The 25,275-nt window shown below is 71.4% G+C and carries 23 protein-coding genes; 7 read left to right on the top strand and 16 right to left on the bottom strand.

The window, feature by feature from the left end; all coding sequences use genetic code 11:
• Positions 1-55: 55 nt before the first annotated feature.
• A complete protein-coding gene (locus tag ACFVWD_RS43055; protein ID WP_389603388.1) occupies positions 56-1,261 on the bottom strand; it encodes a glycoside hydrolase domain-containing protein in 1,206 nt (401 codons plus the stop codon).
• Positions 1,262-1,385: 124 nt separating this feature from the next.
• On the opposite strand from ACFVWD_RS43055, the gene ACFVWD_RS43060 reads away from it, so the two are divergent.
• Complete coding sequence (locus ACFVWD_RS43060; protein WP_071528813.1) at positions 1,386-1,442, top strand: trp operon leader peptide; 57 nt, start codon at positions 1,386-1,388, stop codon at positions 1,440-1,442.
• A 128-nt stretch (positions 1,443-1,570) separates the two neighbouring features.
• Entirely contained in the window at positions 1,571-3,505 is a 1,935-nt protein-coding gene (locus tag ACFVWD_RS43065; RefSeq protein WP_389603389.1) for an anthranilate synthase family protein, read from the top strand.
• Positions 3,506-3,573: 68 nt separating this feature from the next.
• On the opposite strand, the gene ACFVWD_RS43070 is transcribed toward ACFVWD_RS43065, so the two are convergent.
• The 4 genes from ACFVWD_RS43070 to ACFVWD_RS43085 all read right to left on the bottom strand — a co-directional run bounded on the left by ACFVWD_RS43070 (position 3,574) and on the right by ACFVWD_RS43085 (position 7,499).
• The gene (locus ACFVWD_RS43070; protein ID WP_389603391.1) at positions 3,574-4,602 is read right to left on the bottom strand and encodes a 6-phosphofructokinase; all 1,029 of its coding nucleotides are present in this window, start codon (positions 4,600-4,602) and stop codon (positions 3,574-3,576) included.
• Between the two features lie 168 nt (positions 4,603-4,770).
• Positions 4,771-5,463: a response regulator transcription factor gene (locus tag ACFVWD_RS43075; RefSeq protein WP_360272989.1), complete on the bottom strand. Its 693-nt coding sequence runs from the start codon at positions 5,461-5,463 to the stop codon at positions 4,771-4,773.
• Positions 5,460-6,695: a MacS family sensor histidine kinase gene (gene macS, locus ACFVWD_RS43080; RefSeq protein WP_389603392.1), complete on the bottom strand. Its 1,236-nt coding sequence runs from the start codon at positions 6,693-6,695 to the stop codon at positions 5,460-5,462. Before macS ends, ACFVWD_RS43075 begins: the two co-directional genes overlap by 4 nt.
• Before the next feature lie 33 nt (positions 6,696-6,728).
• Positions 6,729-7,499, bottom strand: a complete 771-nt coding sequence (locus ACFVWD_RS43085; RefSeq protein ID WP_360272986.1) for a lysophospholipid acyltransferase family protein — start codon at positions 7,497-7,499, stop codon at positions 6,729-6,731.
• 174 nt (positions 7,500-7,673) lie between these two features.
• Here ACFVWD_RS43085 and ACFVWD_RS43090 point away from each other — a divergent pair, with 174 nt between their 5' ends.
• Positions 7,674-8,483, top strand: coding sequence for an alpha/beta hydrolase (locus ACFVWD_RS43090; RefSeq protein WP_389603394.1), 810 nt, complete (start codon positions 7,674-7,676; stop codon positions 8,481-8,483).
• A complete protein-coding gene (locus tag ACFVWD_RS43095; RefSeq protein WP_389603395.1) occupies positions 8,476-9,162 on the top strand; it encodes a hypothetical protein in 687 nt (228 codons plus the stop codon). Before ACFVWD_RS43090 ends, ACFVWD_RS43095 begins: the two co-directional genes overlap by 8 nt.
• A gap of 193 nt (positions 9,163-9,355) precedes the next feature.
• Here ACFVWD_RS43095 and ACFVWD_RS43100 read toward each other — a convergent pair whose 3' ends face one another.
• The 6 genes from ACFVWD_RS43100 to ACFVWD_RS43125 all read right to left on the bottom strand — a co-directional run bounded on the left by ACFVWD_RS43100 (position 9,356) and on the right by ACFVWD_RS43125 (position 14,565).
• Complete coding sequence (locus ACFVWD_RS43100; RefSeq protein WP_389603396.1) at positions 9,356-10,108, bottom strand: endonuclease/exonuclease/phosphatase family protein; 753 nt, start codon at positions 10,106-10,108, stop codon at positions 9,356-9,358.
• 237 nt (positions 10,109-10,345) lie between these two features.
• Positions 10,346-11,299 (bottom strand): ROK family glucokinase, encoded by a 954-nt coding sequence (locus ACFVWD_RS43105; protein WP_054231531.1) that lies wholly within the window; start codon positions 11,297-11,299, stop codon positions 10,346-10,348.
• A 54-nt stretch (positions 11,300-11,353) separates the two neighbouring features.
• Complete coding sequence (locus tag ACFVWD_RS43110) at positions 11,354-11,821, bottom strand: DUF5304 domain-containing protein (RefSeq protein WP_389603398.1); 468 nt, start codon at positions 11,819-11,821, stop codon at positions 11,354-11,356.
• A gap of 57 nt (positions 11,822-11,878) precedes the next feature.
• Entirely contained in the window at positions 11,879-13,048 is a 1,170-nt protein-coding gene (locus ACFVWD_RS43115; RefSeq protein ID WP_389603399.1) for an ArsA family ATPase, read from the bottom strand.
• Positions 13,049-13,213: 165 nt separating this feature from the next.
• The gene (locus tag ACFVWD_RS43120; protein ID WP_054231534.1) at positions 13,214-13,660 is read right to left on the bottom strand and encodes an SRPBCC family protein; all 447 of its coding nucleotides are present in this window, start codon (positions 13,658-13,660) and stop codon (positions 13,214-13,216) included.
• 107 nt (positions 13,661-13,767) lie between these two features.
• Positions 13,768-14,565, bottom strand: coding sequence for a metallophosphoesterase (locus tag ACFVWD_RS43125; protein ID WP_389603401.1), 798 nt, complete (start codon positions 14,563-14,565; stop codon positions 13,768-13,770).
• 313 nt (positions 14,566-14,878) lie between these two features.
• On the opposite strand from ACFVWD_RS43125, the gene ACFVWD_RS43130 reads away from it, so the two are divergent.
• Entirely contained in the window at positions 14,879-16,675 is a 1,797-nt protein-coding gene (locus tag ACFVWD_RS43130) for a long-chain fatty acid--CoA ligase (RefSeq protein WP_168490631.1), read from the top strand.
• A 19-nt stretch (positions 16,676-16,694) separates the two neighbouring features.
• Here the strand turns inward: ACFVWD_RS43130 and ACFVWD_RS43135 are convergent, their stop codons facing one another.
• Together ACFVWD_RS43135 and ACFVWD_RS43140 are read right to left on the bottom strand one after the other, a co-directional pair.
• On the bottom strand, positions 16,695-18,278 hold the full coding sequence (locus ACFVWD_RS43135; protein WP_389603403.1) for a GMC oxidoreductase: 1,584 nt from the start codon (positions 18,276-18,278) through the stop codon (positions 16,695-16,697).
• A 190-nt stretch (positions 18,279-18,468) separates the two neighbouring features.
• A complete protein-coding gene (locus tag ACFVWD_RS43140) occupies positions 18,469-19,611 on the bottom strand; it encodes a glycosyltransferase family 4 protein (RefSeq protein WP_389603404.1) in 1,143 nt (380 codons plus the stop codon).
• A 218-nt stretch (positions 19,612-19,829) separates the two neighbouring features.
• Between ACFVWD_RS43140 and ACFVWD_RS43145 the strand changes: the two genes are divergently transcribed.
• On the top strand, positions 19,830-21,062 hold the full coding sequence (locus ACFVWD_RS43145) for a glycosyltransferase 87 family protein (RefSeq protein WP_389603406.1): 1,233 nt from the start codon (positions 19,830-19,832) through the stop codon (positions 21,060-21,062).
• Here the strand turns inward: ACFVWD_RS43145 and ACFVWD_RS43150 are convergent.
• The gene (locus ACFVWD_RS43150) at positions 21,023-22,345 is read right to left on the bottom strand and encodes an MATE family efflux transporter (RefSeq protein WP_389603408.1); all 1,323 of its coding nucleotides are present in this window, start codon (positions 22,343-22,345) and stop codon (positions 21,023-21,025) included. The genes ACFVWD_RS43145 and ACFVWD_RS43150 overlap by 40 nt on opposite strands.
• A 112-nt stretch (positions 22,346-22,457) precedes the next feature.
• Between ACFVWD_RS43150 and ACFVWD_RS43155 the strand changes: the two genes are divergently transcribed.
• Positions 22,458-22,991, top strand: coding sequence for a PadR family transcriptional regulator (locus ACFVWD_RS43155; RefSeq protein WP_101405603.1), 534 nt, complete (start codon positions 22,458-22,460; stop codon positions 22,989-22,991).
• Between the two features lies 1 nt (position 22,992).
• Here the strand turns inward: ACFVWD_RS43155 and ACFVWD_RS43160 are convergent, their stop codons facing one another.
• Positions 22,993-24,189, bottom strand: coding sequence for a hypothetical protein (locus ACFVWD_RS43160; RefSeq protein ID WP_389603410.1), 1,197 nt, complete (start codon positions 24,187-24,189; stop codon positions 22,993-22,995).
• Between the two features lie 32 nt (positions 24,190-24,221).
• Positions 24,222-25,253 (bottom strand): NlpC/P60 family protein, encoded by a 1,032-nt coding sequence (locus tag ACFVWD_RS43165; protein WP_389603412.1) that lies wholly within the window; start codon positions 25,251-25,253, stop codon positions 24,222-24,224.
• Positions 25,254-25,275 lie beyond the last annotated feature (22 nt).

A 25,275-nucleotide genomic window follows, 5' to 3' on the forward strand; every position in this document is an offset into this window, starting at 1 on the left:
TGGCGGCCGCACGGCAGGTCCTCGCGGCCGCCCGGAGCGGGCGGGTGGCCAGGCCCTAGTCCACGTCGAGCCGGTCGCGGTCGATGGAGATCGTCACGCCGCCGTGCGTCTCGGTCGTGTCGCCCAGGTACTGGTGGATGCGCTGGTGGTCGGCCCACAGGTTCGCGGGGATCGTCGAGTCGGTGGTCGTCGACTTGCCGTTCCAGCGGGCGAAGTGGAGCACGTCGGGCAGGGTGACGCGGCTCTTGTTGGCGACCAGGTCGGTGACCAGGGACGAGGTGTTGCCGTAGACGCCGGAGCGGTAGCCCAGTGCGTGCAGGCGCTTGGTGTAGGCATTGAGGTACGACAGCACCCGGCTGGTGACGGTGGATCCGGGGGTGTAGTTCTCCAGGTCGTCGTAGATCACCGTGCCCTTGGGGAAGCCCAGCGTGGTGGCCTGCTCGACGGCGTCGTCGGCTGCCTCGGTGCCCTGCGGCACGGGGTCGGTGATCGCCTCGCAGCCGCCACCGCAGCTGCCCCCGTCGGAGGAGGGCTGGCGGCCGACGTACAGCGGGATGAACCGCCAGCCGTTGGCGTACTGCGTCCGCAGCCAGCCGGAGGTGAGTCTGCTCTGGGCGCAGGCACGGTTGACCCCGCCGATGTAGACGCCGACGGCCCCGTAGTCGGAGTCGTCCCGCCAGGCGTCCATCGCCGTCTGGCCCGGCGCGGTGCAGGCGTCGAAGCCCTCGCCGCGGAAGGACGTCGCGTCGGCGGGCAGCGGCGCCGCGGCGGGCGCGCCCGCGGTCACGTCGGTGCCCGCGGCGGCGTTCGGCAGACCGGCGTCGCGCAGGATGTCCTGGATCCTCGTGCGGTCCTTCGCGTACGCGGCGGTCACGGCGATCCGGTCGGCGGTGACCCGGAACGTGCGGGCCGTGCGGTTCTCGCTGGCGGTGCGGCCCTTGACGACGGACGGCTGGATCAGGAACGCCTCGGTACGTCCCTTCGCCCCCGCCGGACACTGCTGCTGGTCGCCGGGCGTGCCGAGGTACACGGCGTGCCGGTCGAAGCGGACACAGGTGTCAGGATGTTTCTCCAGGTCCACGACCGGCCAGGAGGCGGGGACGGTGAACTCGTGGCCGCGGTAGGTGACCTTGACGGTGTCGTCGGTCCCGGCGGCGCGTGCGGTGCCGAGCGGGCCCGCGGCGAGGGCCGCGGCGGCGGCGCACACGGTGAGCGTTCGGACCCCGCCACGGCGGGGCCGGGGTGAACGGGCTGCGTACATGGTTGTCTCCTCGGTCGGGCTTCCTGGGCCATGCCATCCATGGCCGGTGACCGAGCAGTAGGAACGCAGGGCGCGGACGGTTCACGCTGTTGCCCGCACCCTGACGTCGGGTAAGGTGCGGCGCATGTTCGCGCACTCGACCCAGAACTGGTGGTGGACCGCTCATCCGGCGGCCCACTGACTGCGCGTACGCAAGACTTCGCGAAGGCCGCCCGAGGGGCGGCCTTCGGTGTTTGCGGACACGGGCCGTTCCTCTCCGAGTTTTCGGGAATCCGAGAATCCGGGAATCCGAGAGAAGGAACAGGACCGATGAACCTGCTCGACCTGCTGGACGATCCCCGTCCGTTCGCCCTGCTGCGCCGCCGCACCCCCGGTCACGATCACGACACCGTCGAGTTGCTGCTCGGACCGGTCAGCACCTGCGACCGCCTCGCCGACCTCCCCGACGAGGGCCTCGCGCTCGTCCCCTTCCGCCAGATCAGGGAGCGCGGCTTCGACGTCCGCGACGACGGCACGCCGCTCTCGGTGCTGACCCCCGAGGAGACGCACGTCCTGCCGCTGGAGCGGGCGCTGGCGGAGCTGCCGACGCACGAGGTGCGTGTCACCGGCGGAGGCTTCGATGTCGCCGACGAGGAGTACGCGGGGATCGTCGGGCGCGTGCTGGAGGAGGAGATCGGGCGCGGCGAGGGCGCGAACTTCGTGATCCGGCGTACGTACGAGGGCACGATCCCGGGGTTCGGGAGGGCCGACGCGCTGGCCCTGTTCCGGCGGCTGCTTGTCGGTGAGCGGGGCGCGTACTGGACGTTCGTCGTGCACACCGGAAATGAGCAAGGGCCCGAAGGGCCTTCCTTGGAAGGGCGGGGGCGGGAGACGGGTGGGCGCACGCTTGTGGGCGCGAGCCCCGAGGTGCACGTGCGGATGTCGGGCGGGACCGTCGTGATGAACCCCATCAGCGGCACGTACCGCTATCCCGCCGAGGGGCCCTCCGCGGAGGACCTGCTCGGCTTTCTCGCCGACGGCAAGGAGATCGAGGAGCTCTCGATGGTCGTCGACGAGGAGCTCAAGATGATGTGCACGGTCGGTGACATGGGCGGCGTGGTGATCGGTCCGCGGCTCAAGGAGATGGCCCACCTCGCGCACACCGAGTACGAGCTGCGGGGCCGGTCCTCGCTGGATGTGCGCGAGGTCCTGAAGGAGACCATGTTCGCGGCGACCGTCACGGGGTCACCGGTACAGAACGCGTGCCGGGTGATCGAGCGGCACGAGGTCGGCGGGCGGGGCTACTACGCGGGGGCACTGGCCCTCATCGGCCGCGATGCGGGCGGTGCCCAGACCCTCGACTCGCCCATCCTCATCCGGACCGCCGACATCGACGCGGACGGGCGGCTGCGGGTGCCGGTCGGCGCCACCCTCGTCCGGGGATCGGATCCGGCGGGCGAGGTCGCCGAGACGCACGCGAAGGCCGCGGGGGTGCTGGCGGCGCTGGGGGTCGTGGAGGCCGGGGCCCGCGCGGTGGGCGTACGGCCGAGGCTGGCCGACGATCCGCGGGTGCGGGCGGCGCTGGACGGGCGGCGGGCCTCGCTCGCGCCGTTCTGGCTGCGGATGCAGGAGCAGGCGCGCGAGTTGCAGGGGCATGCGCTGGTCGTGGACGCCGAGGACACCTTCACGGCGATGCTCGCGCATGTGCTGCGGTCCTCGGGACTCGAGGTGACCGTGCGGCGCTACGACGAGCCGGGGCTGCGGGAGGCGGTGCGGGCGCACGAGGGGCCGCTGGTCCTGGGCCCCGGCCCGGGCGACCCCTTGGACACGGACGATCCGAAGATGCGGTTCCTGCGGGAACTCACCGCCGAGGTGATCGGGGGGCACGGGCACGGCGTGCTCGGTGTCTGCCTCGGGCACGAGCTGATCGCGGCGGAGCTGGGCCTGGAGATCGTACGCAAGGAGGTCCCGTACCAGGGCGCGCAGACGGGGATCGATCTCTTCGGGCGGGCCGAGACCGTCGGTTTCTACAACAGCTTCGTGGCGCACTGCGACGAGGAGACGGCGGCCGAGCTGTCGGCCCATGGCATCGAGGTCAGCCGCACCGGAGGCGGTGAGGTGCACGCGCTGCGCGGGCCCGGGTTCGCGGGCGTGCAGTTCCACCCGGAGTCGGTGCTGACGCTGAACGGGACGGCCGTCGTACGGGAGCTGGTCGGTCAGCTGCGAGGCACCGGCACGCTGTCGGAGCGGCGGCCCTCCGTGTAGTCGAGGACGCCGGCCGCACGGGTGTCGGGAGGCCCGTGCGGCCGGCGGGATCGCGGGGAGGGGAAATGTCAGCCGAAGAAGACCCCGACCTCCTCGTACAGCTCGGGGTCGACCGTCTTCAGCTTGGCCGTGGCCTCCGCGATCGGGACCCGGACGATGTCCGTGCCGCGCAGGGCGACCATCTTGCCGAAGTCGCCGTCACGGACGGCCTCGATGGCGTGCAGCCCGAAGCGCGTGGCCAGCCAGCGGTCGAAGGCACTGGGGGTGCCGCCGCGCTGGATGTGCCCGAGGACCGTGGTGCGGGCCTCCTTGCCGGTGCGCTTCTCGATCTCCTTGGCCAGCCACTCGCCGACCCCGGAGAGGCGTACATGGCCGAAGGAGTCGAGGGACTCGTCCTTCAGGACCATCTGACCGTCCTTGGGCATCGCGCCCTCGGCGATGACCACGATCGGCGCGTACGAGGCCTTGAACCGCGAGGTCACATAGGCGCACACCTGGTCGACGTCGAAGCGCTGCTCGGGGATGAGGATGACGTTGGCGCCGCCGGCCAGGCCCGAGTGGATGGCGATCCAGCCCGCGTGACGGCCCATCACCTCGCAGACGAGGACGCGCATGTGCGACTCGGCGGTGGTGTGCAGGCGGTCGATCGCCTCGGTGGCGATACCGACGGCGGTGTCGAAGCCGAAGGTGTAGTCGGTGGCGGACAGGTCGTTGTCGATGGTCTTCGGTACGCCGACGACGGGCACGCCGTACTCGTCGGTGAGGCGCGCGGCGACGCCGAGCGTGTCCTCGCCGCCGATCGCGATGAGCGCCTCGACCTCCAGCTTGGCGAGGTTCTCCTTGATGCGGCGGATACCGTTCTCCTGCTTGAGCGGGTTCGTCCGCGAGGAGCCGAGGATGGTGCCGCCGCGCGGCAGGATGCCGCGCACGGCGGGGATGTCCAGCCGGACGGTGTCGTTCTCGAGAGGTCCGCGCCAGCCGTCCCGGAAGCCGACGAAGTCGTACCCGTACTCCTGCACGCCCTTGCGGACGATGCCCCGGATGACGGCGTTGAGTCCGGGGCAGTCGCCGCCTCCGGTCAGTACTCCGACCCGCATGGAAAAGTCCCTTCGCCGCGGTTGCCTGATGGGACTCACGCTAATAGTGATCCAGGTCACTTCGGCATGGGGCGGAAGGGCAATTCCGGTGAATTGTGCGGGTGTTGATCACACGCCTTCACTCGATGGTGGGTCAATCAGGGTTTACGCCGGCCACTCGTGGGGGGTCTACGCCTCGTCGAGACCGCGCTCTATGGCATAGCGCACCAGCTCCACCCGGTTGTGGAGTTGGAGCTTGCCCAAGGTGTTCTGCACATGGTTCTGGACCGTGCGGTGGGAGATGACCAGGCGCTCGGCGATCTGCTTGTAGCTCAGGCCCTTGGCGACCAGGCGCAGCACCTCGGTCTCGCGGTCGGTGAGCTGCGGGGCCTTGGGCTCGTCGGCGCCCGCGGCGGGGGCGGGCTCGGAGGCCAGCCGGCGGTACTCGCCGAGGACCAGGCCCGCGAGGCCCGGCGTGAACACGGGGTCGCCGACGGCCGTGCGGCGCACCGCGTCGATCAGCTCCTCCGTGGACGCCGACTTCAGCAGATAACCGGTGGCGCCGGACTTCACCGCCTCCAGGACGTCCGCGTGCTCGCCGCTGGCCGACAGGACGAGGACGCGCAGCGCCGGGTTGGTGCCGACCAGTTCCTTGCAGACCTGGACGCCGGGCTTGGCGGGCAGGTTCAGGTCGAGCACCAGGACGTCGGGCGCGGCGGCCCGGGCACGGCGCACCGCCTGCTCGCCGTCGCCCGCGGTGGCCACCACGGCGAAACCGGACGCGTCCAGGTCGCGGGCGACCGCGTCGCGCCACATGGGGTGGTCGTCCACCACCATGACCTTGATCGGATCCTGCCCCGCCACGTCGGTGACCTCCGTCATCGATGCTCCGCCTTCCCCCGTGAAACCCTGGAAACCTTCGGTATCTTCAGCTCGACCTCCGTGCCCTGGCCCGGCACCGAGATCAGTTCGGCGGCGCCGCCGAGGTCGCGCAGCCGGCCCCGGATCGACAGGGCCACACCGAGCCGCCCCTCCCCCTCGGCCTGGGCGAGCCGCCCCTCCGGGATGCCCGGGCCGTCGTCGCGTACGGTCACGATCACCTCATCCGGCTCGTCCTCGACGAGGATCCAGGCGCGTGCGTCCTCGCCGACGTGCTTGCGGACATTGTCCAGGGCGGCACCGACGGCCGCGGCCAACTCCCGGGCGGCGGCCGGGGGGAGAGGAACCGGGGCCCCAGGCTCGGAGAAGGTCACGCGCGCGGTCGCGTACGGGGCGAGCAGTACGCGCAGGTCGACAGGGCCCCGGGAGTCCTGGTCGTCGTCCGGTTCCTCGACGGCCCGTACGACGGCGCCGAGGGAGGCGTCCTCGGACACCCGCGAGACGGGCACCAGGCCGCCCGAGACCAGGGTGCGCAGCGCGACCTCCTGCTCGCCGGCCATCCGGCCCAGCTCCGCGGCCTCGCCGCCGAGCGCGGAGGCCCGTCGCTGCACCATGGCGAGGACCTGCAGGACGCCGTCGTGGATGTCACGGGCGAGGCGCTCGCGCTCGCGGGTCGCGGCCTCGATCTCCAGGGCGCGGGCGAGGGTGAGCTCGGAGGCGCGGGCGACCTCGACGACGTATCCGATGGCGATGGAGGCGACCCAGACGAGGATCACGTTGTGGATCGTGTCGCGGGTGGGGGCGCCGCGCTCGACGAGGTTGACGACCGCGACGAGCGTCGAGGCGAACGCCGCCCAGCGCCAGCCGCCCTTGATGGCGAAGGCCAGGACGGAGCCCGCGGTCCATATCGACGGGAGTGTGGGGCCGCCGGTCACCACACGGTGGTGGGTGTCCGCGACGGGCGTGAGCATGATGCCGGTGAGCGCGATGGTCAGGTCGACGGCGAGGAAGCGCTTGGTGCAGCTCGCCGCGTTCGCGACCCTGGGCAGGGTGGCGAGCGTCCAGACGGACAGGACGGCGAAGTACCCGATGGCCACCCAGGGGTGGGCGAACTTGCGGAACGCGGTGGCGAAGAGCCCGATCGCGTACAGCATTGTCAGCACGCGGTAGGCGGTGAGCGCACGCCACAGCGGCTGCTCGACCGACATCCTCATGACTCTCTCGCGCTTGGCCATGTCCCCCCACCCCCCGCCCCCCGACGCAAGCGTCTAGGAGCCGGCCCGTCCCTCTTCGGTTTCGGCTTCGGCCGCCTTCGCGGCCTCCTTCTGCGCCTGTTCTGCTTCCTTGAGCGCCTGCTTCTCGGCCTTCGCCACCTCCGCGATCTGCCGCTTGGCGGCCGTCGCGTAGATGTCGACGTACTCCTGGCCGGAGAGCTTCATGATCTCGTACATGACCTCGTCGGTCACCGCGCGCAGGACGAAGCGGTCGTGCTCCATGCCGTTGTAGCGGCTGAAGTCGAGCGGCTTGCCGATGCGGATGCCCGGACGCATCAGCTTGGGCATCACCTTGCCCGGCGGCTGGATCTTCTCGGTGTCGATCATGGCGACCGGGATGACCGGGGCACCGGTGGCGAGCGCCACGCGCGCGAGGCCGCCCGGCTTGCCGCGGTACAGCCGCCCGTCGGGCGAACGCGTGCCCTCCGGGTAGATACCGAACAGCTCACCGCGCTCGATGACGTCGATGCCGCTCTTGATGGCCGCCTCGCCCGCGCCGCGCGCGCCGGAGCGGTCCACCGGGAGCTGGCCGACGCCCTTGAAGAAGGCGGCGGTCATCCGGCCCTTGACGCCGGGCGTCGTGAAGTACTCGGCCTTCGCGATGAAGGTCACCTTGCGGTCGAGGACCGCGGGCAGGAAGAACGAGTCCGAGAACGACAGATGATTGCTTGCCAGGATGGCGGGGCCCTCGGCGGGAATGTTCTCGAGGCCTTCCACCCAGGGCCTGAAGGCAAGCTTCAGCGGCCCTCCGATGGAAAACTTCATGGCGCCGTAGATCAACCGAATGCCTCCTGTGTAGTCGATGAGACCTTATCCCGGAGCACTGTCAAAGGCCCCGACGACCCTGGTCGGTGTCAGTGCGGTCGCGTACGGTGAAGTACGCCTCGCATCCCGCACGTCTGATGAACACCCGCCCGTCTGATGAACAGGAGACCGAAAGTGCCGGTCCTTCCTGGAGCCGAGCCGTTCCGCCACGAGGGCGGAGAGGTCGGTGTCCTCCTCTGCCACGGCTTCACCGGTTCCCCGCAGTCGCTGCGCCCCTGGGCGGAGTTTCTCGCCGAGCGCGGCCTGACCGTCGCGCTGCCCCTGCTGCCGGGGCACGGCACGCGCTGGGAGGACATGCAGCTCACGGGCTGGCAGGACTGGTACGCGGAGGTGGACCGCGAGTTGCGCGCCCTGCGGGAGCGCTGCGCCAGGGTGTTCGTCTTCGGCCTGTCCATGGGCGCCGCGCTGACCCTGCGGCTCGCCGCGAAGCACGGGGACGAGGTGAGCGGCATCGTCGTCGTCAACCCGGCGAACAAGGTGCACGGGGCGGCCGCCCACGCCCTTCCGGTGCTCCGCCACCTCGTCCGGACGGTGAGCGGCATCACCAGCGACATCGCCAAGGAGGGCGTCGAGGAGGTGGGCTACGACCGGGTGCCCCTGCACGCAGCCCACTCCATGCGGAACTTCTACCGGATGGTCGACGGTGAACTGCCCCAGGTCACCCAACCGATGCTGCTGCTGCACAGCCCCCAGGACCATGTGGTGCCGCCCGTCGACTCGGCCCGGATCCTGAGCCGGGTGTCGTCCACCGATGTGACGGAGATCCTGCTGGAACAGAGCTACCACGTGGCGACGTTGGACCATGACGCGGACCGGATCTTCGAGGAGAGCTACGCGTTCATCGCCCGGCTCGCGCCCGGTGTCGGCAAGCGGTCCGACACGGGTCAGGTGGGTCAGCAGGAAGGGACGGCCACTGGTGGCTGAGCACGACGCGGAGCGCGGCGAGCCCGACGAGAAGGGCGTACCCGTCGGCGAGCCTCACGGTGACGAGCAGGGTGTGCCGTTCGACGAGGACGCCGCGTGGCAGGCGATCGTCGCCGGGTACGGCGAGGAGCCGCCGGACCCGCCTGGCGCGAAACCGTTCAAGTCGATCGAGGACCTGGCGCTCCTCGACCCGGTGACGAACGACGCCCCGGGCGGCGGGGACGCACCCGAGAGGCCCGAGAAGGGCAAGAAGAACGAGACCGGCGGGACCGTCGGGACGAGCGAGAAGGACGGGGCCGGCGACGAGGCCGGGGAGCCGCCCGCTGCGGCGAAGCCCCTCGGCGGCTCCGTCTCCTTCGCGCCCGGCGTCGGCGGTCCGCGCGACTACCAGGCGCCCGAGCCCTCCGAGGACGACTTCGACGGGGACGACGAGGGCCACTTCGTCCCCCCGGAGCCGCCCCCGCTGCCCAGCGCCGACACCACGGCCAAGTTCGCCTGGCTCGCCGTCGTCGGCGGCCCGATCGTGCTGCTGCTGGCCATCCTGCTCGGCTGGGACATGACGTGGTGGCTCGCCACGGTCGGCATCGGCGGCTTCCTGGGCGGCTTCGCCACCCTCGTGGCGCGCATGAAGTCCGACGACGAGGACGAGGACGATCCCGGGCGGGGCGCGGTGGTCTGACGCGGCCTAGGGCCTGTCCGGCGGATCATGCCGCAGACGCGGGGCTTGGTACGCCCATCTGCGGCGTTGTCGTCGGTTGCCGACGCTCCGCGTCGACGCCCTCCTCCGCCTTGCAGCTGGACGCACCAAGCCCCGCTCGCCAGCGTCGATGAGGTGCCGCCCGTTTCCTGCGACCTGATCCGCCGGACAGGCCCTACGCGGCGGGCACTCTGAGGGCGGCCAGCACGGGCAGATGGTCCGTGGCCGCCCTCAGGTCTGTCTCCGTGACCCCGGGGTGGCCGTACGGGACCCCGCAGCCGAGGACCTCGATGCCGCGGGTGGCGAAGATCGCGTCGATGCGCTGGTGGGGGGCGGTGGGCGTCGAGGTGTACTCCGTGCCCCAGGGCGCGGTGGCCCGGCAGTCCTGGAGGCCGGCGGCGAGGCGGGTGAAGGCGGGGCCGTCGGGGCGTTCATTCAGGTCGCCGCCGGCGAGGGCGTGCGGGGTGCCGAGGGCGGCGAGGCGGTCGAGGAGCAGACCGCTCTGCGTGTAGCGCTCGTCCTTCTGGAGCGAGAGGTGGCAGCTCACCACGCCGAGCCGGGCGGCACCGAAGCGGACGACGGCGGTGGCGAGGCCGCGGCGGTGCAGGCCGGGGGTGAGGGGCAGCAGGACGTCCTCGGTGCGTTCGACGGTGGCCCGCATCGAGCACAGGAGCGCGGGTCCCGCGGCGGTCGCGCCGCCGGACAGGATCGTCTGGCCGGACGCGGCCGCGAGCCGGGCCAGCTTCTTGCGCCAGCGGAAGAAGCGGGGGGCTTCCTGGACGAGGACCAGGTCGGGGGCGCAGGCGTGGATGACGCGGGCGAGGGCGGTGGTGTCGTCGCGCATCGAACGGATGTTGTAGCTGAGGACGCGGATGACGGCGGAGCCGTCGGGTTCGGTGTGGGAGCGGGGCAGCGGGGTCGTCGCCATGTGGATCAACATACGTGGATGCGCTGCTCGGCGGCGCCGGAACGCTGCGGGTGGTTTGTCGGCTGCGGGCCGGTGGGGGCTGGTCGCGCCCACGCGGCGGAGCCGCAAGATGTCACAGCCCCGCGCCCCCGAGGGGCGCCATCCGCGCCCCCGCCGAAAGGGGCGCGGTACGACCTCGCCCGCCATACCCCTGAAGGGCGCGGCGGGCGAGGTGTGTGTACTACGTGATCAAGTCGGTTACATGATCGGGTCGGGTTCCCGGGCCAGGTCCGCCGCGCCCACGAGGCCGGCTTCGTTGCCGAGCTGGGCGGCGATCACTTCGGCCACGGGGCGCCAGTTGCCGCCGACGAGCCAGCGCTTGTACGACTTACGGATGGGGTCGAGGACCAGCTCGCCCTCGTCCGAGAGGCCGCCGCCGACGATGAAGGCGGAGGGGTCGAAGAGCGAGGCCAGGTCGGCGAGGCCGGCGCCGGCCCAGCGGGCCAGCTCGCGGTAGGAGTCCACCGCCACCGGGTCACCCTGGCGCGCGGCCACCGAGATGTGCTTGCCCTCGATGCCGTCGGGGGTGCCGTTGCCCAGCGCGAGCAGGATCTCCGCGTTCTCGGGGGTGGCGTTGGCCCGCTGCTTGGCGTAGCGGACGAGGGCGCGCCCGGAGGCGTACTGCTCCCAGCAGCCCTGCGAGCCGCAGCCGCACAGCAGACCGTCCGGCACCATGCGGATGTGGCCGAACTCGGCGGCCACACCGAAGTGCCCGCGGCGCAGCTTGTTGCCGATGATGATGCCGCCGCCGAGGCCCGTGCCCAGGGTGATGCAGATGACGTTCCGGTGGCCCTTGCCCGCGCCGAACTTGTACTCGCCCCACGCCGCCGCGTTCGCGTCGTTCTCGACCACGACGGGCAGCCCCACGCGCGCCTCGACCTCGGCCTTGAGCGGCTCCTGCCGCCAGTCGATGTTGGGCGCGAAGTACACGGTCGAGCGCTGACGGTTCACGTATCCGGCGGCACCGATACCCACGCCGACGATGTCATGACCTGCGCGCGCGCCCTCCACTGCGGCGGCGATGGCGTCCACGATGGCCTGCGGCGTGGTGGGGGTCGGCACCTTGTGCGTCGAGAGGATGTTGCCTTCCTCGTCGACCACACCGGCCGCGATCTTCGTGCCGCCGATATCGACGCCGATGGTGAGTCCCATGAATCCCTCAGTTTCGGTCGAGCCCCGCTACGGCCAACCGTACCCGAGCAGCCTTTAGTCCAAGTCAATCCGCTCCCCCGGACCGGTCCCCTCGTCGCGGGGGCCACGCTCCCGGGTGGTCCAGCGTCGTTCCTGTGCCTCGACGGCCGAGCGGTAGGCGGCGAGCAGCTCGTTGCCCGCGGCCGCGAGGTGATCGAAAACATCGGGGTTGCGCTCTATGACCGGTTCGACGGCGGCCTTGGCCTGCTGTACGACCTGGTTGACCATCTGCTGGGCGGTGCCGGAGGCGACCACACCGAACAGCGGCGAGTTCAGTCCGGACAGCTTCTCGGCGACCGTGTCGACCAGCTTGCGCAGTTCCTCCGCGGCCGAGCCGGGCGGCGGACCGTACTGGGCGCGGCGGCGGGCCTTCTCCGCCGCGAGGTCCTCGGCGCAGGCCTTCGCCCAGGCGTCGGCGTCGCTCGCGCGCGCTTCGTCGTTCGCCTCCTGAGCGGCGTCGGACGTGGGGCGCTCTTCGCTCATGGCGGACTCCTGCCTATGGTTCTTCCTTTCGACGGTACCCGAACGGGGGTACGCCGTTCACCGTGTCCGGGGCCACAGATCCGGGTCCGGCGCGAAACGCACCCTGAGTTCCCCCTCGCGCAGGGCGGCGCCGGCCACGGTGCAGCGGCGCAGCGCGGACGGCAGCGGCACGATCCTGCGGAACTGGCCCACGGTGACGACGAGTTCGTCGCCCCGGCGGATCAGGTCCAGTTCCTCGCGTATCGCGCCGGGCAGCGGGATGTGCCATACGAGGACGCCGTCGTCGGCGAGGTGGTCGACGACGGGCCACTCGACCGGGGTCGGCGCCCGGTTGACGCCGGGCACGGGGAGCGCGCCGAGGTCGTCGGTGCCGCGCGGGTCGCGGCCGAGGTGCGGGACCTCGTGGACGGTGTACGTCTCCTGCCACTCGTCCAGCGCCTTGCGCTGCTGGGCGGCGAGGGCGCCCAGCCAGGCGTCCGCGCTGGCGGCGGGCAGTACCCGGCTCGCGACCAGCGCGTCCACGCGCAGACCGTGCAGGGCGAGAGCGGTGGTGGCGGCGTGTACGGCGTCGGTGCCGGCCGGGCCGGGCTCGGCGACCAGCCGTACGGTCGTGGCACGGTCCTCGACGACCGCCGCGACGGCGGCCAGCTCGATGTCCCAGCGTGCCGCCGTCTCGTACAGCCACTCGGCGGGCATCGGGACGCCGGCGAGGCGGCCCAGGACGGGGCGCAGGGCGCGGGCGGCCTGACGCTCCGGCGGGAGCAGCCGGCGCAGGTAGCGGCGCAGCTCCTCCGGGAGGGCGAGGAGGGCGAGTGCCTGCGGGGTCGGCGGGAGGTCCACGACCAGCAGGTCATACGTCTCCGAGGTCGCCGCGTCGCGCAGGGCGCGCAGCAGGGCGAGTTCCTCGGCGCCGGGCAGGGGGGTGAGTTCCTCGGCGTCCAGGCGGGCGGCGCCGAGGAGGTCCAGGGCGGTGGTCGCGCGGTCCTGGAAGGCGGTGAGGTCCTCGCGGAAGCGGGCGTTCGCGTCGGGGCGCCAGGTCGTGAGGCGGGGCGCGGTGTCGGTGGGTTCCGCGCCGGTGGGTACGCCGAGGACGGCGCCGAGGGTGTCGGTGCGGTCGGCGGTGAGCAGGAGGGTGCGGGTGCCCTCGCGGGCGGCCTTCAGCGCGGTGGCCGCCGCGACCGTCGTACGGCCCGTGCCGCCCTGGCCTGTGATCAGGATGGTGCGCATTGCATGAACGCTACCTGCGTCGAGCACCCCCGGGCTCCGCCCCCAGCCCCCCGATCGGCCTGATCGGCCTCGTCCTCAAACGCCGGACGGGCTGAAGACGCGGGCGCGCCCCGTCAGGGGCGCGGGGAACCGCGCGAACGGCCCCCACCGGCCCGCGGAGCGGGATCAGCCCGCCTCGCCCGACTCCACTCGCTTCTTCAGACCTGCCAGCGCGCGGTCGATGATGACCTTCTCGGCCTTGCGCTTGATCATGCCCAGCATGGGGATCTTGACGTCGACCGTGAGCCGGTAGGTGACCTCGGTGGCGCCGGCGCCCGCGGGCTTGAGGATGTACGAGCCGTCGAGGGAGCGGAGCATCTGGGACTTGACCAGGGTCCAGGAGACCTCGTGGTCGCCGGTCCAGGTGTACCCCAGGGTCTGGTCGTCCTTGATCGCGCCGGCGTCCATGACGAGGCGTACCTGCTCGGCGCGGCCCTGCCCGTCCGTGGCGAGTACCTCCGCCTCCTTCACCTCTCCCGTCCAGTCCGGGTAGCGGGCGAAGTCGGCGATGACCGCCATGACATCAGCCGGTGCCGCCTCGATCGTGATGCTCGAGCTGGTGTGTTCCGCCATCGCGGTGGCTCCTCCAGATGCGGTCCGGTGAGGGAGGGTGGTGCGCACGTGTGTGCAGCGTGAAGGCTACCGCGCGCCCGCCGAACCATCGCCACCCCACCTGCCGTTCACCACTCCAGGACCCACGGGCGGCCCGACGCCGCGAAGTGGCCGACGTTCACGCACTCGGTCGTCCCGATCCGCATCCGGCGCGCGAGCGGCTGGTGGACATGGCCGAAGAGGGAGTAACGGGGACGGATGCGGCGGATCGCGTCCAGGAGGGCACGGGAGCCGCGCTCGAAGCGGCGCGCCACCGTGTCGTAGACCAGCTCCGGTACGTCCGGCGGGATGTGCGTGCACAGGACGTCGACCTCGCCGACCGCCTCGATCTTCGCCGCGTACTCCTCGTCGTCGATCTCGTAGGGCGTCCGCATGGGGCTGCGCAGACCCCCGCCGACGAAGCCGAAGACCCGGCCGCCGATCTCCACCCGCTCACCGTCGAGGACCGTCGTGCCGGGTCCGGCGTACTCCGCCCACAACGGAGGCATGTCGACATTGCCGTAGGTCGCGTACGTCGGTGTCGGGAACGCGGCGAACAGCTCGGCGTACTGCTTGCGCACCGCCTTCTCGATGGCCACGGAATGGTCCGTCCCGATCTCGTCCCACAGCCGCCGCCCGAACTCCCGCGCCTCGGCGAAGCGGCGGGCGGTGCGCAGCTCGACGATCCGGTCGGCGTTCTCGGTGCCGAAGAGGTCGGGGAAGATGCCGCGCGCGTGGTCGGCGTAGTCGAGGAAGAGCACCAGGTCACCGAGGCAGAGCAGGGCGTCCGCGCCGTCGCCGGCCCGGGCCAGGTCACGCACGTTGCCGTGCACGTCACTGACCACATGAATGCGCGTCCTGCGGTTACCGCCTGGTGTGGGTGCCATGACGATCAAGCGTAGGCGTGTGGGGCAAACGTGAATAGAGGCGGTCGGACCTGCGGTTACTGGCACGGCAAGAAGAGCGTGGACTACTGTGCGTGAAGGAACGCCATCCGGTGCGACGCGCCAACCTGTGTGACGCAGGGAACATCTCGGCGGGACCCCCTATCGAAAAAGCCGTACCGGTGGGTAACGTCCGGGCAGTCCAGTCGTACTCAGGATTTCAACAATGATGTTCCTGGGTACCTGCCCGAGCCTTGGACCGCTCCGTCGCATCACACACCGTCGTGGCGTCGGCGCCCTATGAGGAGCAGCAGTCTTGCGCGAGTTCAGCCTTCCGGCTTTGTACGAGGTCCCTGCGGACGGAAATCTGACCGACATCGTCCGCAGAAACGCCGCGCAGCATCCCGACGTCGCCGTCATCGCCCGCAAGGTGGGCGGCACGTGGACGGACGTCACCGCCACCACCTTCCTCGCCGAGGTGCGGTCCGCGGCCAAGGGCCTGATCGCCTCGGGCGTACAGCCCGGCGACCGGGTCGCCCTGATGTCCCGTACCCGCTACGAGTGGACGCTGCTCGACTTCGCGATCTGGAGCGCGGGCGCGGTCACCGTGCCGGTGTACGAGACCAGCTCGGCGGAGCAGGTGCAGTGGATACTCGGCGACTCGGGCGCGACCGCCTGCATCGTCGAGCTCGACACGCACGCGGCCTCCGTGGAGTCGGTGCGCGACCGGCTGCCCGCCCTCAAGCACGTCTGGCAGATCGAGGCCGGCGGGGTGGAGGAGCTGGGGCGCGCGGGCCAGGACGTCAGCGACGCCACCGTCGAGGAGCGCAGCTCGCTCGCCAAGGCGGACGACCCGGCGACCATCGTCTACACGAGCGGTACGACCGGCCGCCCCAAGGGCTGTGTCCTCACCCACCGCGCCTTCTTCGCGGAGTGCGGCAACATCGTGGAGCGGCTGCGCCCCCTGTTCCGTACGGGCGAGTGTTCCGTCCTTCTCTTCCTGCCGCTCGCGCACGTCTTCGGACGGCTGGTGCAGGTCGCGCCGATGATGGCGCCGATCAAGCTGGGCTGCGTCCCGGACATCAAGAACCTCACCGACGAGCTGGCCGCGTTCCGGCCGACGCTGATCCTCGGTGTGCCGCGCGTCTTCGAGAAGGTCTACAACTCGGCGCGCGCCAAGGCGCAGGCGGACGGCAAGGGCAAGATCTTCGACAAGGCGGCGGACACGGCGATCGCGTACAGCCGCGCCCTGGACACCCCTTCCGGCCCGTCGCTCGGCCTGAAGATCAAGTACAAGACCTTCGACAAGCTCGTCTACAGCAAGCTGCGCGCGGTGCTGGGCGGTCGCGGTGAGTACGCGATCTCCGGCGGCGCCCCGCTCGGCGAGCGCCTGGGCCACTTCTTCCGCGGCATCGGCTTCACGGTCCTGGAGGGCTACGGCCTGACCGAGTCCTGCGCGGCCACCGCCTTCAACCCCTGGGACCGTACGAAGATCGGTACGGTCGGCCAGCCGCTGCCCGGCTCCGTGATCCGGATCGCCGACGACGGCGAGGTGCTGCTGCACGGCGAGCACCTGTTCAAGGAGTACTGGAACAACGAGGCCGCGACCGCAGAGGCGCTCGCGGACGGCTGGTTCCACACGGGTGACATCGGCACCCTCGACGAGGACGGCTACCTCCGTATCACCGGCCGCAAGAAGGAGATCATCGTCACCGCGGGCGGCAAGAACGTCGCCCCGGCCGTGATCGAGGACCGCATCCGCGCGCACGCGCTGGTCGCGGAGTGCATGGTGGTCGGCGACGGGCGCCCGTTCATCGGCGCGCTGGTCACCGTCGACGAGGAGTTCCTGGGCCGCTGGGCCGAGGAGCACGGCAAGCCGGCGGGTTCCACCGCGGCGTCGCTGCGCGAGGACCCGGATCTGATCGCCGCGATCCAGGACGCGGTCGACGACGGCAACGCCGCGGTGTCGAAGGCGGAATCGGTGCGGAAGTTCCGCATTCTGTCCTCCCAGTTCTCGGAGGAGTCGGGCCACCTCACGCCGTCCCTGAAGCTCAAGCGCAACGTGGTGGCGAAGGACTACGCGGACGAGATCGAGGCCATCTACCGGGGCTGACGGCCCGACCTGGCGGTTCTCATGGCGCGGTGTCCTCGGCGAGGATCCGCGCCATGCCGCGTTCGGCGAGCGCGGTGATCGTGACGAACGGGTTCACACCGATCGAGCCCGGCACGAGCGAGCCGTCGGTGACGTACAGGTGCGGATACCCCTTGACGCGGCCGTAGTTGTCCGTGGCCTTTCCCAGCACGCAGCCGCCCAGCGGGTGGTAGCAGAAGTCGTCGGCGAAGGTCTTGTTGTTGCCGAAGAGGTCGTAGCGGTAGATCGTCGCGTTGGCCGAGTTGATCCGGTCGAAGAGCTTCTTGGCCATGCTCACGGAGACCGCGCTCTGGGCGGCGGTCCAGCCGAGCTTGGCGGAGTCCGTCGCCGCGTCGTACGTGAAGGACGCGCGCTCCGGGTTCTTGGTGATCGCGAGGTAGAGACTGATCCAGGTCTCCAACCCGGTGGGTATCGGGGCGATTTCGGCGAAGACGGGGTTGGCGGTGTTGGCCCAGTCGTCGATGCCCATGACCGGCATCGTCGACTGGTTCGCCCCGACCGTGTCCCAGATGTGGTTGGCGCGGCCCGTCATCACGTTGCCGTTGGTGCCCCAGCCGGTGCCGACGCTCGCGTCCAGGGCCGGCAGCGTGCCCGTCTCCCGGGCCCGGACGAGGAGTTCGGTGGTGCCGAGGCTGCCGCCGCCCAGGAAGAGATACGTACAGCTGTACTGCTTGGTCTCCACGACCGCGCCGGTGGTGTCGATCCGGTCGGCGGTCAGGGTGTACGTGCCGTCCGTGGCCCGGCTGATCGCCCGGACCTTCTCCAGGGTGTGGATGGTGACGTTGCCGGTGCCGAGCGCTGCCGCGAGGTAGGTCTTGTCGAGGCTCTTCTTGCCGTAGTTGTTGCCGTAGATGACCTCGGCCGCGAGTGCGGACTTGGTGGCGGTGCCGGCCGCCTCGCGCTGCATGTAGGTGAAGTCGTAGACGTTCGGGACGAAGGTCGTCTTCAGGCCGGCGTTTGCGGCGGCCTTACGGGAGGTGCGGGTGAACTGGTACCACTCCGTGGACTCGAACCAGGTGGGGTCGACCGTGTTGACGCCGAGCATGGTGCGGGCGCGCGGGAAGTACGTGTTGTACATCTCGGTGGCGTCGACCGTGGGGAACTGCTCGGAGAAGTAGGACTGGAGGGGCGTGACGGCCATTCCGCCGTTGACCAGCGAGCCGCCGCCGACGCCTCGGCCGACGTAGACCGACATGTTGTCGTAGTGGACCCGGTCCAGGACTCCCGGGTAGAGGCCGATGTCCTTGTTGACGACGTCCAGCCACAGGAAGGTGGCGAGCGGGGCCTCGGTACGGGTGCGGAACCACATCGAGCGCTCGTCGGGGGCGCTGGTGGAACAGAAGACCTTGCCGTCGGAGCCGGTGGTGTTCCAGAGCTTGCCCATCTCTATGACGAGGGTGCGGATGCCGGCCTGGCCGAGGCGGAGGGCGGCCACGGCGGCGCCGTAGCCCGATCCGATGACGATGGCGGGCGCGGCGTCGACCGCGGCGGGCTCCGCGGCGTGGGCGGACTGGAGGCCTACGCGGGTGAGACCGGCCGCGGCGGCCGTCTGGAGGGCGACCATGCCCAGAATTTGGCGTCTGGTCAGGTGACGGTTTGTCAGCTGACGGTCACTCATCTGATGATGAGTCAGTTTTTCTGTCATGAGCGCAGCATCGGCGGATTATTTGCTTCCGCCTAGGCTTTTTGCCGGGTTTTCAGGGGGCGCTGCGATGAGTGGGGAGAGTGCGGGTGGTTTGCGACCGGTCGCGCGCCTAGAGCAACTCTTTCAAGCCCTCCGCCAGCAGGTCCCAGCGCCACTTCTCCTCCACCCACCGCCTTCCCCGTTCGCCCATGTGGCGGCGGAGTTCGGGGTCTCCGAGGAGGGTGATGATGCGGTCGGCGGAGTCGTCCGGCAAGTCGCCTCGGACTACCCAGCCCGTTTCGCCGTCGAGGACCGCGTCGGGGGCGCCGCCCGAGTCGCCCGCGACGACCGGCAGGCCCGTCGCGGAGGCCTCCAGGTAGACGATGCCGAGGCCCTCGACGTCGAGGCCGCCCCTGCGGGTGCGGCAGGGCATCGCGAAGACGTCGCCCGCGCCGTAGTGGGCCGGGAGCTCCGACCAGGGCACCGCGCCGGTGAAGCGGACCGCGGCGCCGACCCCGGTGTCGTACGCCAGCTTGCGCAGGTCCTGCTCGTACGGCCCGCCGCCGACGATCAGCAGCACCGCCTCCGGCTCCTTGGCGAGGATGCGGGGCATGGCGAGGATCAGCGTGTCCTGGCCCTTGCGCGGGACCAGTCGCGAGACACAGACCACCACCGGGCGGTCGGTGAGGCCGAGGCGGGCGCGGACCTCGTCGCCGCCCGAGCCGGGGTGGAAGGTCCTCTCGTCGACCCCCGGAGGGAGCTGGACCATGCGGGAGGCGGCCTCGGGCGTCAGCGCGGACGCGATGCGCGAGCGCGTGTACTCACCGAGGTAGGTGATCGTGTCCGTGGACTCGCCGATACGGCGCAGCAGCTGCCGTGCGGCGGGCAGCTGGGCCCAGCCCGCCTCGTGGCCGTGCGTGGTCGCCACCAGGCGCTCGGCGCCCGCCCTGCGCAACGCGGGCGCCATCAGGCCGAGCGGGGCCGCCGCCCCGAACCACACCGACGTACAGCCGTGCTCGCGCAGCAGCCCGACGGCGCGCCGGGTGGCGCCCGGCGTGGGCAGCAGCATCGTCGTACGGTCCCGGACGACGGTGAAGGGCTGCTCGGCGTCGAAGGCGGCCGTCGCCTCGATGCCCTCCCGGCTCCGCTTCCACGTGGATGCGTAGACTACGAGGCGCTCGGGGTCCAGTCGTAGCGCCATGTTGTGCAGGAACGCCTGGATGCCGCCGGGGCGGGGCGGGAAGTCGTTGGTCACGATCAGGGTCTTGTGCATCGCGTTCGACACTACCGAAACCCTCGAATCCCCACGCGAGCGGTCCACAGCGGCGAAGCTGTATTCCACCGGTGGTCACAGCTCCGTACGGCCGCGCTTCATGGGCCTCGCACAGCCCGGCGCGTCATCATGTTTCCGCACAACCGCACCGTGTCACCACCGCACCACCGCACCACCGCACCACCGCACAGACACCGACGAACGAGGGCCAGGTGAGCATGAAGGGCACACGGGGGGAAGGGTTTCCGTACGCGTTGCTGGGAACCTGGGGCCTGACCAGGCTTCTGCTTCTGCTCTTCGTCTCCAGGGTGTTCGTCTTCCCGGGCCCGGACGTCACGAGTGACGTCTCGGTGATCTACCAGGGCTGGTACGAGATCCTGCGCACCGGCACCTTCCCGCTCGACGACGTGACCTGGCAGTACCCGCCGGCCGCCGCGCTCGCGATCCTCTCCCCCGGTCTGCTGCCCTTCCTCGACTACGCGCACGCCTTCTTCCTGCTGGCCTTCGTCGCCGACCTGGTGGTGTACGCACTGCTCCACTACGCCGGCCGGCGCCCCGGCAAGACGCTGCGCGGCGCCTGGGTGTGGGTGATCGGCGTCCCGCTGCTCGGACCGACCGTCTACGCCCGCTACGACGTGATGGTGACGGCCGTGGCGGTCGCGGCGCTCCTCGCGGGGGCCCGCCATCCGCGGGTGATGGGCGCTCTCGTGGGCTTCGGGGCGCTGGTGAAGGTGTGGCCGGCGCTCCTGCTCCTGGGGGCTGTGAAGCGGCGTGCGTGGGCCGCGGCGGCGGTGACCGCCGGCGGGATCGCGGTGTTGTTCGGGCTGTCGATGCCCGGCGCCTTCTCCTTCCTGACCTTCCAGCGCGACCGGGGCACCGAGGTGGAGTCACTGGGCTCCCTCGTCTTCCATGTGGGCCGCCACTTCGGCTGGGACGGTCAGGTGCTGCTCAACTACGGCTCGGTGGAGTTCCTGGGCCCGTACGTCGGCGTGGTGAGCAGGCTGGCCCTGGCGCTCACCGCGATCGCCTTCGCGTGGCTGCTGCTGTGGCGGCTGCGCGCCCAGCGCTTCCGGCCGCACACGCTCGCCGACGCCGCGTTCGTGGCGGTGCTGATGTTCACGGCCACCAGCCGGGTCATCAGCCCGCAGTACATGGTGTGGCTGGTCGGGATCGGCGCGGTCTGCCTGTGCTTCCGGGGCAGCCGGATGACCCTGCCGGTCGGGCTGGTGCTGGCCGCGTGCTTCGTGACCGTCCTGGAGTTCCCGATCTGGTTCTCGCACGTCGTGGGCAGCGACCGGCTGGGCATCACCCTGCTCTTCCTGCGCAACGGCCTGCTGGTGATCGCGGCCCTGCTCGCCGCCCTCGAACTGTGGTGGAGCACGGTGTCCGACCCGGCCCCGGCCCTGCCCGCTCAGGCCACCCGCACCAAGGAGCACCTGAGCTCCTCCTGACGGCGGCGGGCGCGGGCGAGAAGCAGCCCGACGGCCGCGCACTGCACCGCCATGGACAGCGCCAGCGCCAGGCAGATCCCGGGCAGCCCGAGCCCCGACAGGGCGTACGCCACGGGCAGCTGGACGGCGGTGCCGAGCAGTGTCACCCGCAGCAACAACGGCGCTCCCCCGCTCCCCTCGAAGACCCCGCCCAGCGCGATGAAGCAGGCCATCAGCAGCAGGTACGGGCCGACGCAGCGCAGGAACAGCACGCCGTCGTGGGCGACCGCGTCCCCGGCGCCGAAGGCCCGCATGATCCAGGGGGCGAACGCGCCGAGCAGGACGGCAGCCACCAGGCCCACCACCCCGGAGACGATCACCGCCTGCCGCCCGATCGCGCCCCGCTCGTCGCGGCCGGCGCCCCGGGTGTGCGCGGTGTGGATCGAGGCGGCCTGCCGCACCGCGTAGAAGGCCATGGTCGCGACGTACATGACCTTGTACGCGATGGAGTACGCGGCCACGGCCGTCACCCCGAGCCTCGCCACGATCGCGACCAGGACCAGCGCCCCGCCCTGGCGCACGGTGAAGTCGGCGGACATGGGCAGTCCGGTCCGCAGGGTGCGGCGCAGCGCGGGGCCGGTGGGCTCGGCGGGACGGACGGCCGCGGCCTCGCGCAGCGGCGCGTTGCGGCGCAGGGCGCGCAGGCCGACGGCGAGGGCCACGCAGCGGCACAGGACCGTGGAGGCGGCGGCGCCCCGGACGCCGTAGACGTGGATGAGCAGCGGGTCGAGGCCGAGGATCAGCCCGTTGGCCAGCAGGGCGAGGCGCATCGGAGTGCGGGTGTCACCGGCGCCCTTCAGGATGCCGTCGACGAGGTTCTGGGCGAAGAAGACGGCGATGCCCGGCAGGGAGATCCCGAAGTAGGCGACCGCCAGGGCGAGGGCGCGCCCGTCGCCGCCCAGGACCAGCCGTGCCAGCGGTTCGCGCAGCAGGTACCCGCCCACGGCGACCACGGGCGTCACGACGGCGCACAGGGCCCGTCCGCCGCGTACGGCCGCCCGGAGCGCGCCCGGATCCCGGGCCCCTCTGGCGTGGGCGACGAGGACGGTCGTGCCGGAGGCGAATACCAGGGCGACGCCGAGGAACACGTTCTCGGTGTTGGTCGCGACGGCGACGGCGGCCACGGCGGGACCGCCGAGCCGGGAGACCCAGACGGTGTTGATGATCCCGGCGGCGACGGAGGCGAGCAGGGAGAGGTACACGGGGTGGGCGAGCGATATGAGCTGCTTCCGGTGGGCGTTCACCGATGGTTCCCTCGATTTCCTTGATTCCCTCGATTCGAGCTACCTCGTTTAGAGGTAGCTCGATAAGAGGTACCATGGGCGCTCCGACACCCGCAAGCAAGGAGCGCCCCGCATGCTGGAGCTCTCGATCCTCGGATTTCTGTTCGAAGAGCCCTTGCACGGCTATGAGTTGAAGGAACGCATCAAGGCGCTCAGCGGCCATGTCCGCCCGGTCAGCGACGGCGCGCTCTACCCGGCGATCACCCGCCTGGTGGCCGCAGGACAGCTGGACCAGCACACGGAGCCCGGCAGCGGCGCCGCCCCGCGTCGCATCCTGTCGCTCACCGAGAAGGGGCGTGCCGAGCTCCTGGAGCGGCTGCGCCACCCCAAGCAGGCCGAGATCACCGACCACGTCCGCTTCAACACCCTGCTGGCGTTCCTGCGTCACCTCCCGGACCCGCGGGAACAGGCCGCGGTCCTGCGCCGCCGCCAGGAGTTCCTGCTGACACCCGCGAGCTTCTTCTACCGGGACGGCGAGCCCGTACGGGCGGAGGAGGCCGGCGACCTGTTCCGGCAGGGGATGCTGCGGGTGGCGCGGGCGACGGGCGAGGCGGAGCGGGAGTGGCTGGCCGAGGCCATCGCCCGGCTGGACACGCCGACGGGCTGATTCAGCCGAGCTGCGCCTTCAGGTACGCCCGCCACTGCTGCGTGAACTGCTCCGGCGTCGTGTGCAGGACGTCCCGCAGCGCGCCCTCGACGGCCCCCGCCCGCTTCTTGTGGTCGCCGACGGCCCGGTAGAACTCGTTCAGCCGGACCTCGCCCCAGTGGTCGGCGATCAGCCGGCAGGCCATCCAGCCGCCCTCGTACGCCCGCGCCAGCCGCGCCGCGTCCCCGGCGAACCCGAAGTCCCTGTCGTCCGGCAGCGCGGCCGGTACGTGCCCGTCCAGCACCGCCCGCTCCAGCTCCGGCGCGGCCTGCGTCGCCGTACGGCCGCTGCCGCGGTAGCCGACCCAGTCCGCGAAGCCCTCGGAGAGCCACAGGGGTGTGGCGGCGGTGGTGTGGGCGCGGGTGGCCACGTGCGTCGTCTCGTGGGTGAGCACGACCTGCTTCCCGAAGTCGCCGAGGAGGCCGTACGCATCGGGGTTGACGATGATCCGGTCCGCGGGCGCCCTGGCCGTCCCTCCCGCCTCTCCGGTCGTGACCGCCGCGATCCCCCGGTACCCGGACGCGGGCGCCCCGAGCAGTCCCGCCATGCCCTCCAGCGACTTGGGTACGACAACCACGACGTGCCCCGACCAGTCTGCGCCCCAGGCGTCCGTCACGGCGGGCACGGCACGGTCCGCGAGACCGGCGTACACCCGCAGCCGCTCACCGGACTGCCCGACCCCCAGGACGAGGCTGTGCGCGCCCCGTACGACCGTCACCGCCCCCTGCTCCCACAGCTGCTGACTGGCCCGCTCGGCGGGCACGTCGGAGGCGACCCGCCAGGTCCCGCCGTCGCGGACCAGGCGCAGGGTGCGGGCCGCCGTGACGGGCGCCCTGTCGTAGCCCTCGATGCGGTAGCGCAGCTCGGCGCCCGCGGTGGCGCGGTCGCCGGAGCGGTGCAGGTCCGTCAGGCGGTACGACCAGTCGGCCAGCGGAACGGCGCGCAGCCTGGTGAACTCCGCGGTCGAGCCGGACGGTTCCTCCGTGGCCCGGTAGGCCGACTCGTTCCGGTCCAGGACCGCGGCCGCCCGCAGGTCGAGGACCCGCTGCACATCGGCGGACGCGGAGTCCTGGGACGGCCTGCCGCCGCAGCCCACCAGCACGGCGAGCAGCAGCACCAGGGAGCACCCCGCCCGCGACGCACGCCTTCGACCAGCCACGTTCCCGATCGTACGGCGCCACGGCGCGGGGGTCAGACCCGTGTCACGGACGAGATGGGCATCATGCCCACCGGGTCGTAGCGCACCGGCGCCCCCGGGTAGGGCGCGTGGATCACCTGGCCGTTGCCCGCGTAGATCGCGACATGACTCGCGTCGGAGCGGTAGGTGACGAGGTCGCCGGGCTGCGCCTGGGAGAGCGGCACCTGCCGTCCGGCGTACCGCTGTTCCTGGGAGGTGCGCGGCAGACCGACGCCCGCCTGCCGGTACGACCACTGCATGAGGCCCGAACAGTCGAATCCGCCGGGCCCGTTGGCGCCCCACACGTAGGGGCGGCCGAGTGCGGAGCGGGCCGCGGCGAGGGCGGCGGCGGCGCGCCCCGAGGCGGGCGTGACACTGCCGAGTTCGGGCAGGTCGGAGCGTCCGGAGCGGGAGGCCCGGTCGTAGGCGACGCGCTCGGCGGACGACAGCGAGTTGAGCAGGAGGCGCGCCTTGGCGAGTTTCTGTTCGACGGTCTGCTTGTGCTGGGCGACGGCCTTGGTGCTCTTCTCCAGCTCGGCGAGTTTGGCGGTCGCCTCCTCGCGTTCCTGGGCGAGGTCGCGCATGGCGATCTGGAGGTCCTTGAGTTCGCCCGCCTGGTGGGCGTTGATCCGGTCGAGCGCGACGGCCTTGTCGAGGTACTCGGCGGGGTTGTCGGAGAAGAGCAGCGCCAGGGAGGGGTCAAGGCCGCCCGCGCGGTACTGGGCCCCGGCGAGCGAACCGAGCGCGTCCCGCATGGTGTTGATGCGCTCCTGCTGCCGGGCGATGCGGTCCTGTGCCGTGCTCACCTCTTTGCGCAGGACTCCCGCGCGCTCGTCGGCCTTGTTGAACGCCTCGGTTGCCTTCTCCGCCTGGGTGTACAGGCGGTCCACCTCGGCCCGGGTGTCGTCCTTCGGTGCTGCGGCGGCCGGTACGGCCCCGAGGGCGGCGGCCGCGACGGACATCACGGTCACGGCGACGCCGGCGATGCCCGCGGCGCTGACGCCCCGGTCGAACCCGGACGGTGGACGGCGGCGATGGGACCCCACGAGTAGCCGCTCTCCCTTCCGC

The sequence above is a fragment of the Streptomyces sp. NPDC058086 genome (assembly GCF_042885015.1).
Taxonomy (GTDB): domain Bacteria; phylum Actinomycetota; class Actinomycetes; order Streptomycetales; family Streptomycetaceae; genus Streptomyces.

What these genes read in the sequence shown, in the direction of transcription:
- ACFVWD_RS43110 (WP_389603398.1), bottom strand. Translation starts at nt 11,821, where the DNA reads ATGAGCGAAGAGCGCCCCACGTCCGACGCCGCTCAGGAGGCGAACGAC.
- ACFVWD_RS43105 (WP_054231531.1), bottom strand. Translation starts at nt 11,299, where the DNA reads ATGGGACTCACCATCGGCGTCGATATCGGCGGCACGAAGATCGCGGCC.
- ACFVWD_RS43120 (WP_054231534.1), bottom strand. Translation starts at nt 13,660, where the DNA reads ATGGCGGAACACACCAGCTCGAGCATCACGATCGAGGCGGCACCGGCT.
- ACFVWD_RS43065 (WP_389603389.1), top strand. Translation starts at nt 1,571, where the DNA reads ATGAACCTGCTCGACCTGCTGGACGATCCCCGTCCGTTCGCCCTGCTG.
- macS (WP_389603392.1), bottom strand. Translation starts at nt 6,695, where the DNA reads ATGGCCAAGCGCGAGAGAGTCATGAGGATGTCGGTCGAGCAGCCGCTG.
- ACFVWD_RS43085 (WP_360272986.1), bottom strand. Translation starts at nt 7,499, where the DNA reads ATGAAGTTTTCCATCGGAGGGCCGCTGAAGCTTGCCTTCAGGCCCTGG.
- ACFVWD_RS43145 (WP_389603406.1), top strand. Translation starts at nt 19,830, where the DNA reads ATGAAGGGCACACGGGGGGAAGGGTTTCCGTACGCGTTGCTGGGAACC.
- ACFVWD_RS43075 (WP_360272989.1), bottom strand. Translation starts at nt 5,463, where the DNA reads ATGACGGAGGTCACCGACGTGGCGGGGCAGGATCCGATCAAGGTCATG.
- ACFVWD_RS43055 (WP_389603388.1), bottom strand. Translation starts at nt 1,261, where the DNA reads ATGTACGCAGCCCGTTCACCCCGGCCCCGCCGTGGCGGGGTCCGAACG.
- ACFVWD_RS43125 (WP_389603401.1), bottom strand. Translation starts at nt 14,565, where the DNA reads ATGGCACCCACACCAGGCGGTAACCGCAGGACGCGCATTCATGTGGTC.
- ACFVWD_RS43155 (WP_101405603.1), top strand. Translation starts at nt 22,458, where the DNA reads ATGCTGGAGCTCTCGATCCTCGGATTTCTGTTCGAAGAGCCCTTGCAC.
- ACFVWD_RS43135 (WP_389603403.1), bottom strand. Translation starts at nt 18,278, where the DNA reads ATGGTCGCCCTCCAGACGGCCGCCGCGGCCGGTCTCACCCGCGTAGGC.
- ACFVWD_RS43100 (WP_389603396.1), bottom strand. Translation starts at nt 10,108, where the DNA reads ATGGCGACGACCCCGCTGCCCCGCTCCCACACCGAACCCGACGGCTCC.
- ACFVWD_RS43140 (WP_389603404.1), bottom strand. Translation starts at nt 19,611, where the DNA reads ATGCACAAGACCCTGATCGTGACCAACGACTTCCCGCCCCGCCCCGGC.
- ACFVWD_RS43115 (WP_389603399.1), bottom strand. Translation starts at nt 13,048, where the DNA reads ATGCGCACCATCCTGATCACAGGCCAGGGCGGCACGGGCCGTACGACG.
- ACFVWD_RS43070 (WP_389603391.1), bottom strand. Translation starts at nt 4,602, where the DNA reads ATGCGGGTCGGAGTACTGACCGGAGGCGGCGACTGCCCCGGACTCAAC.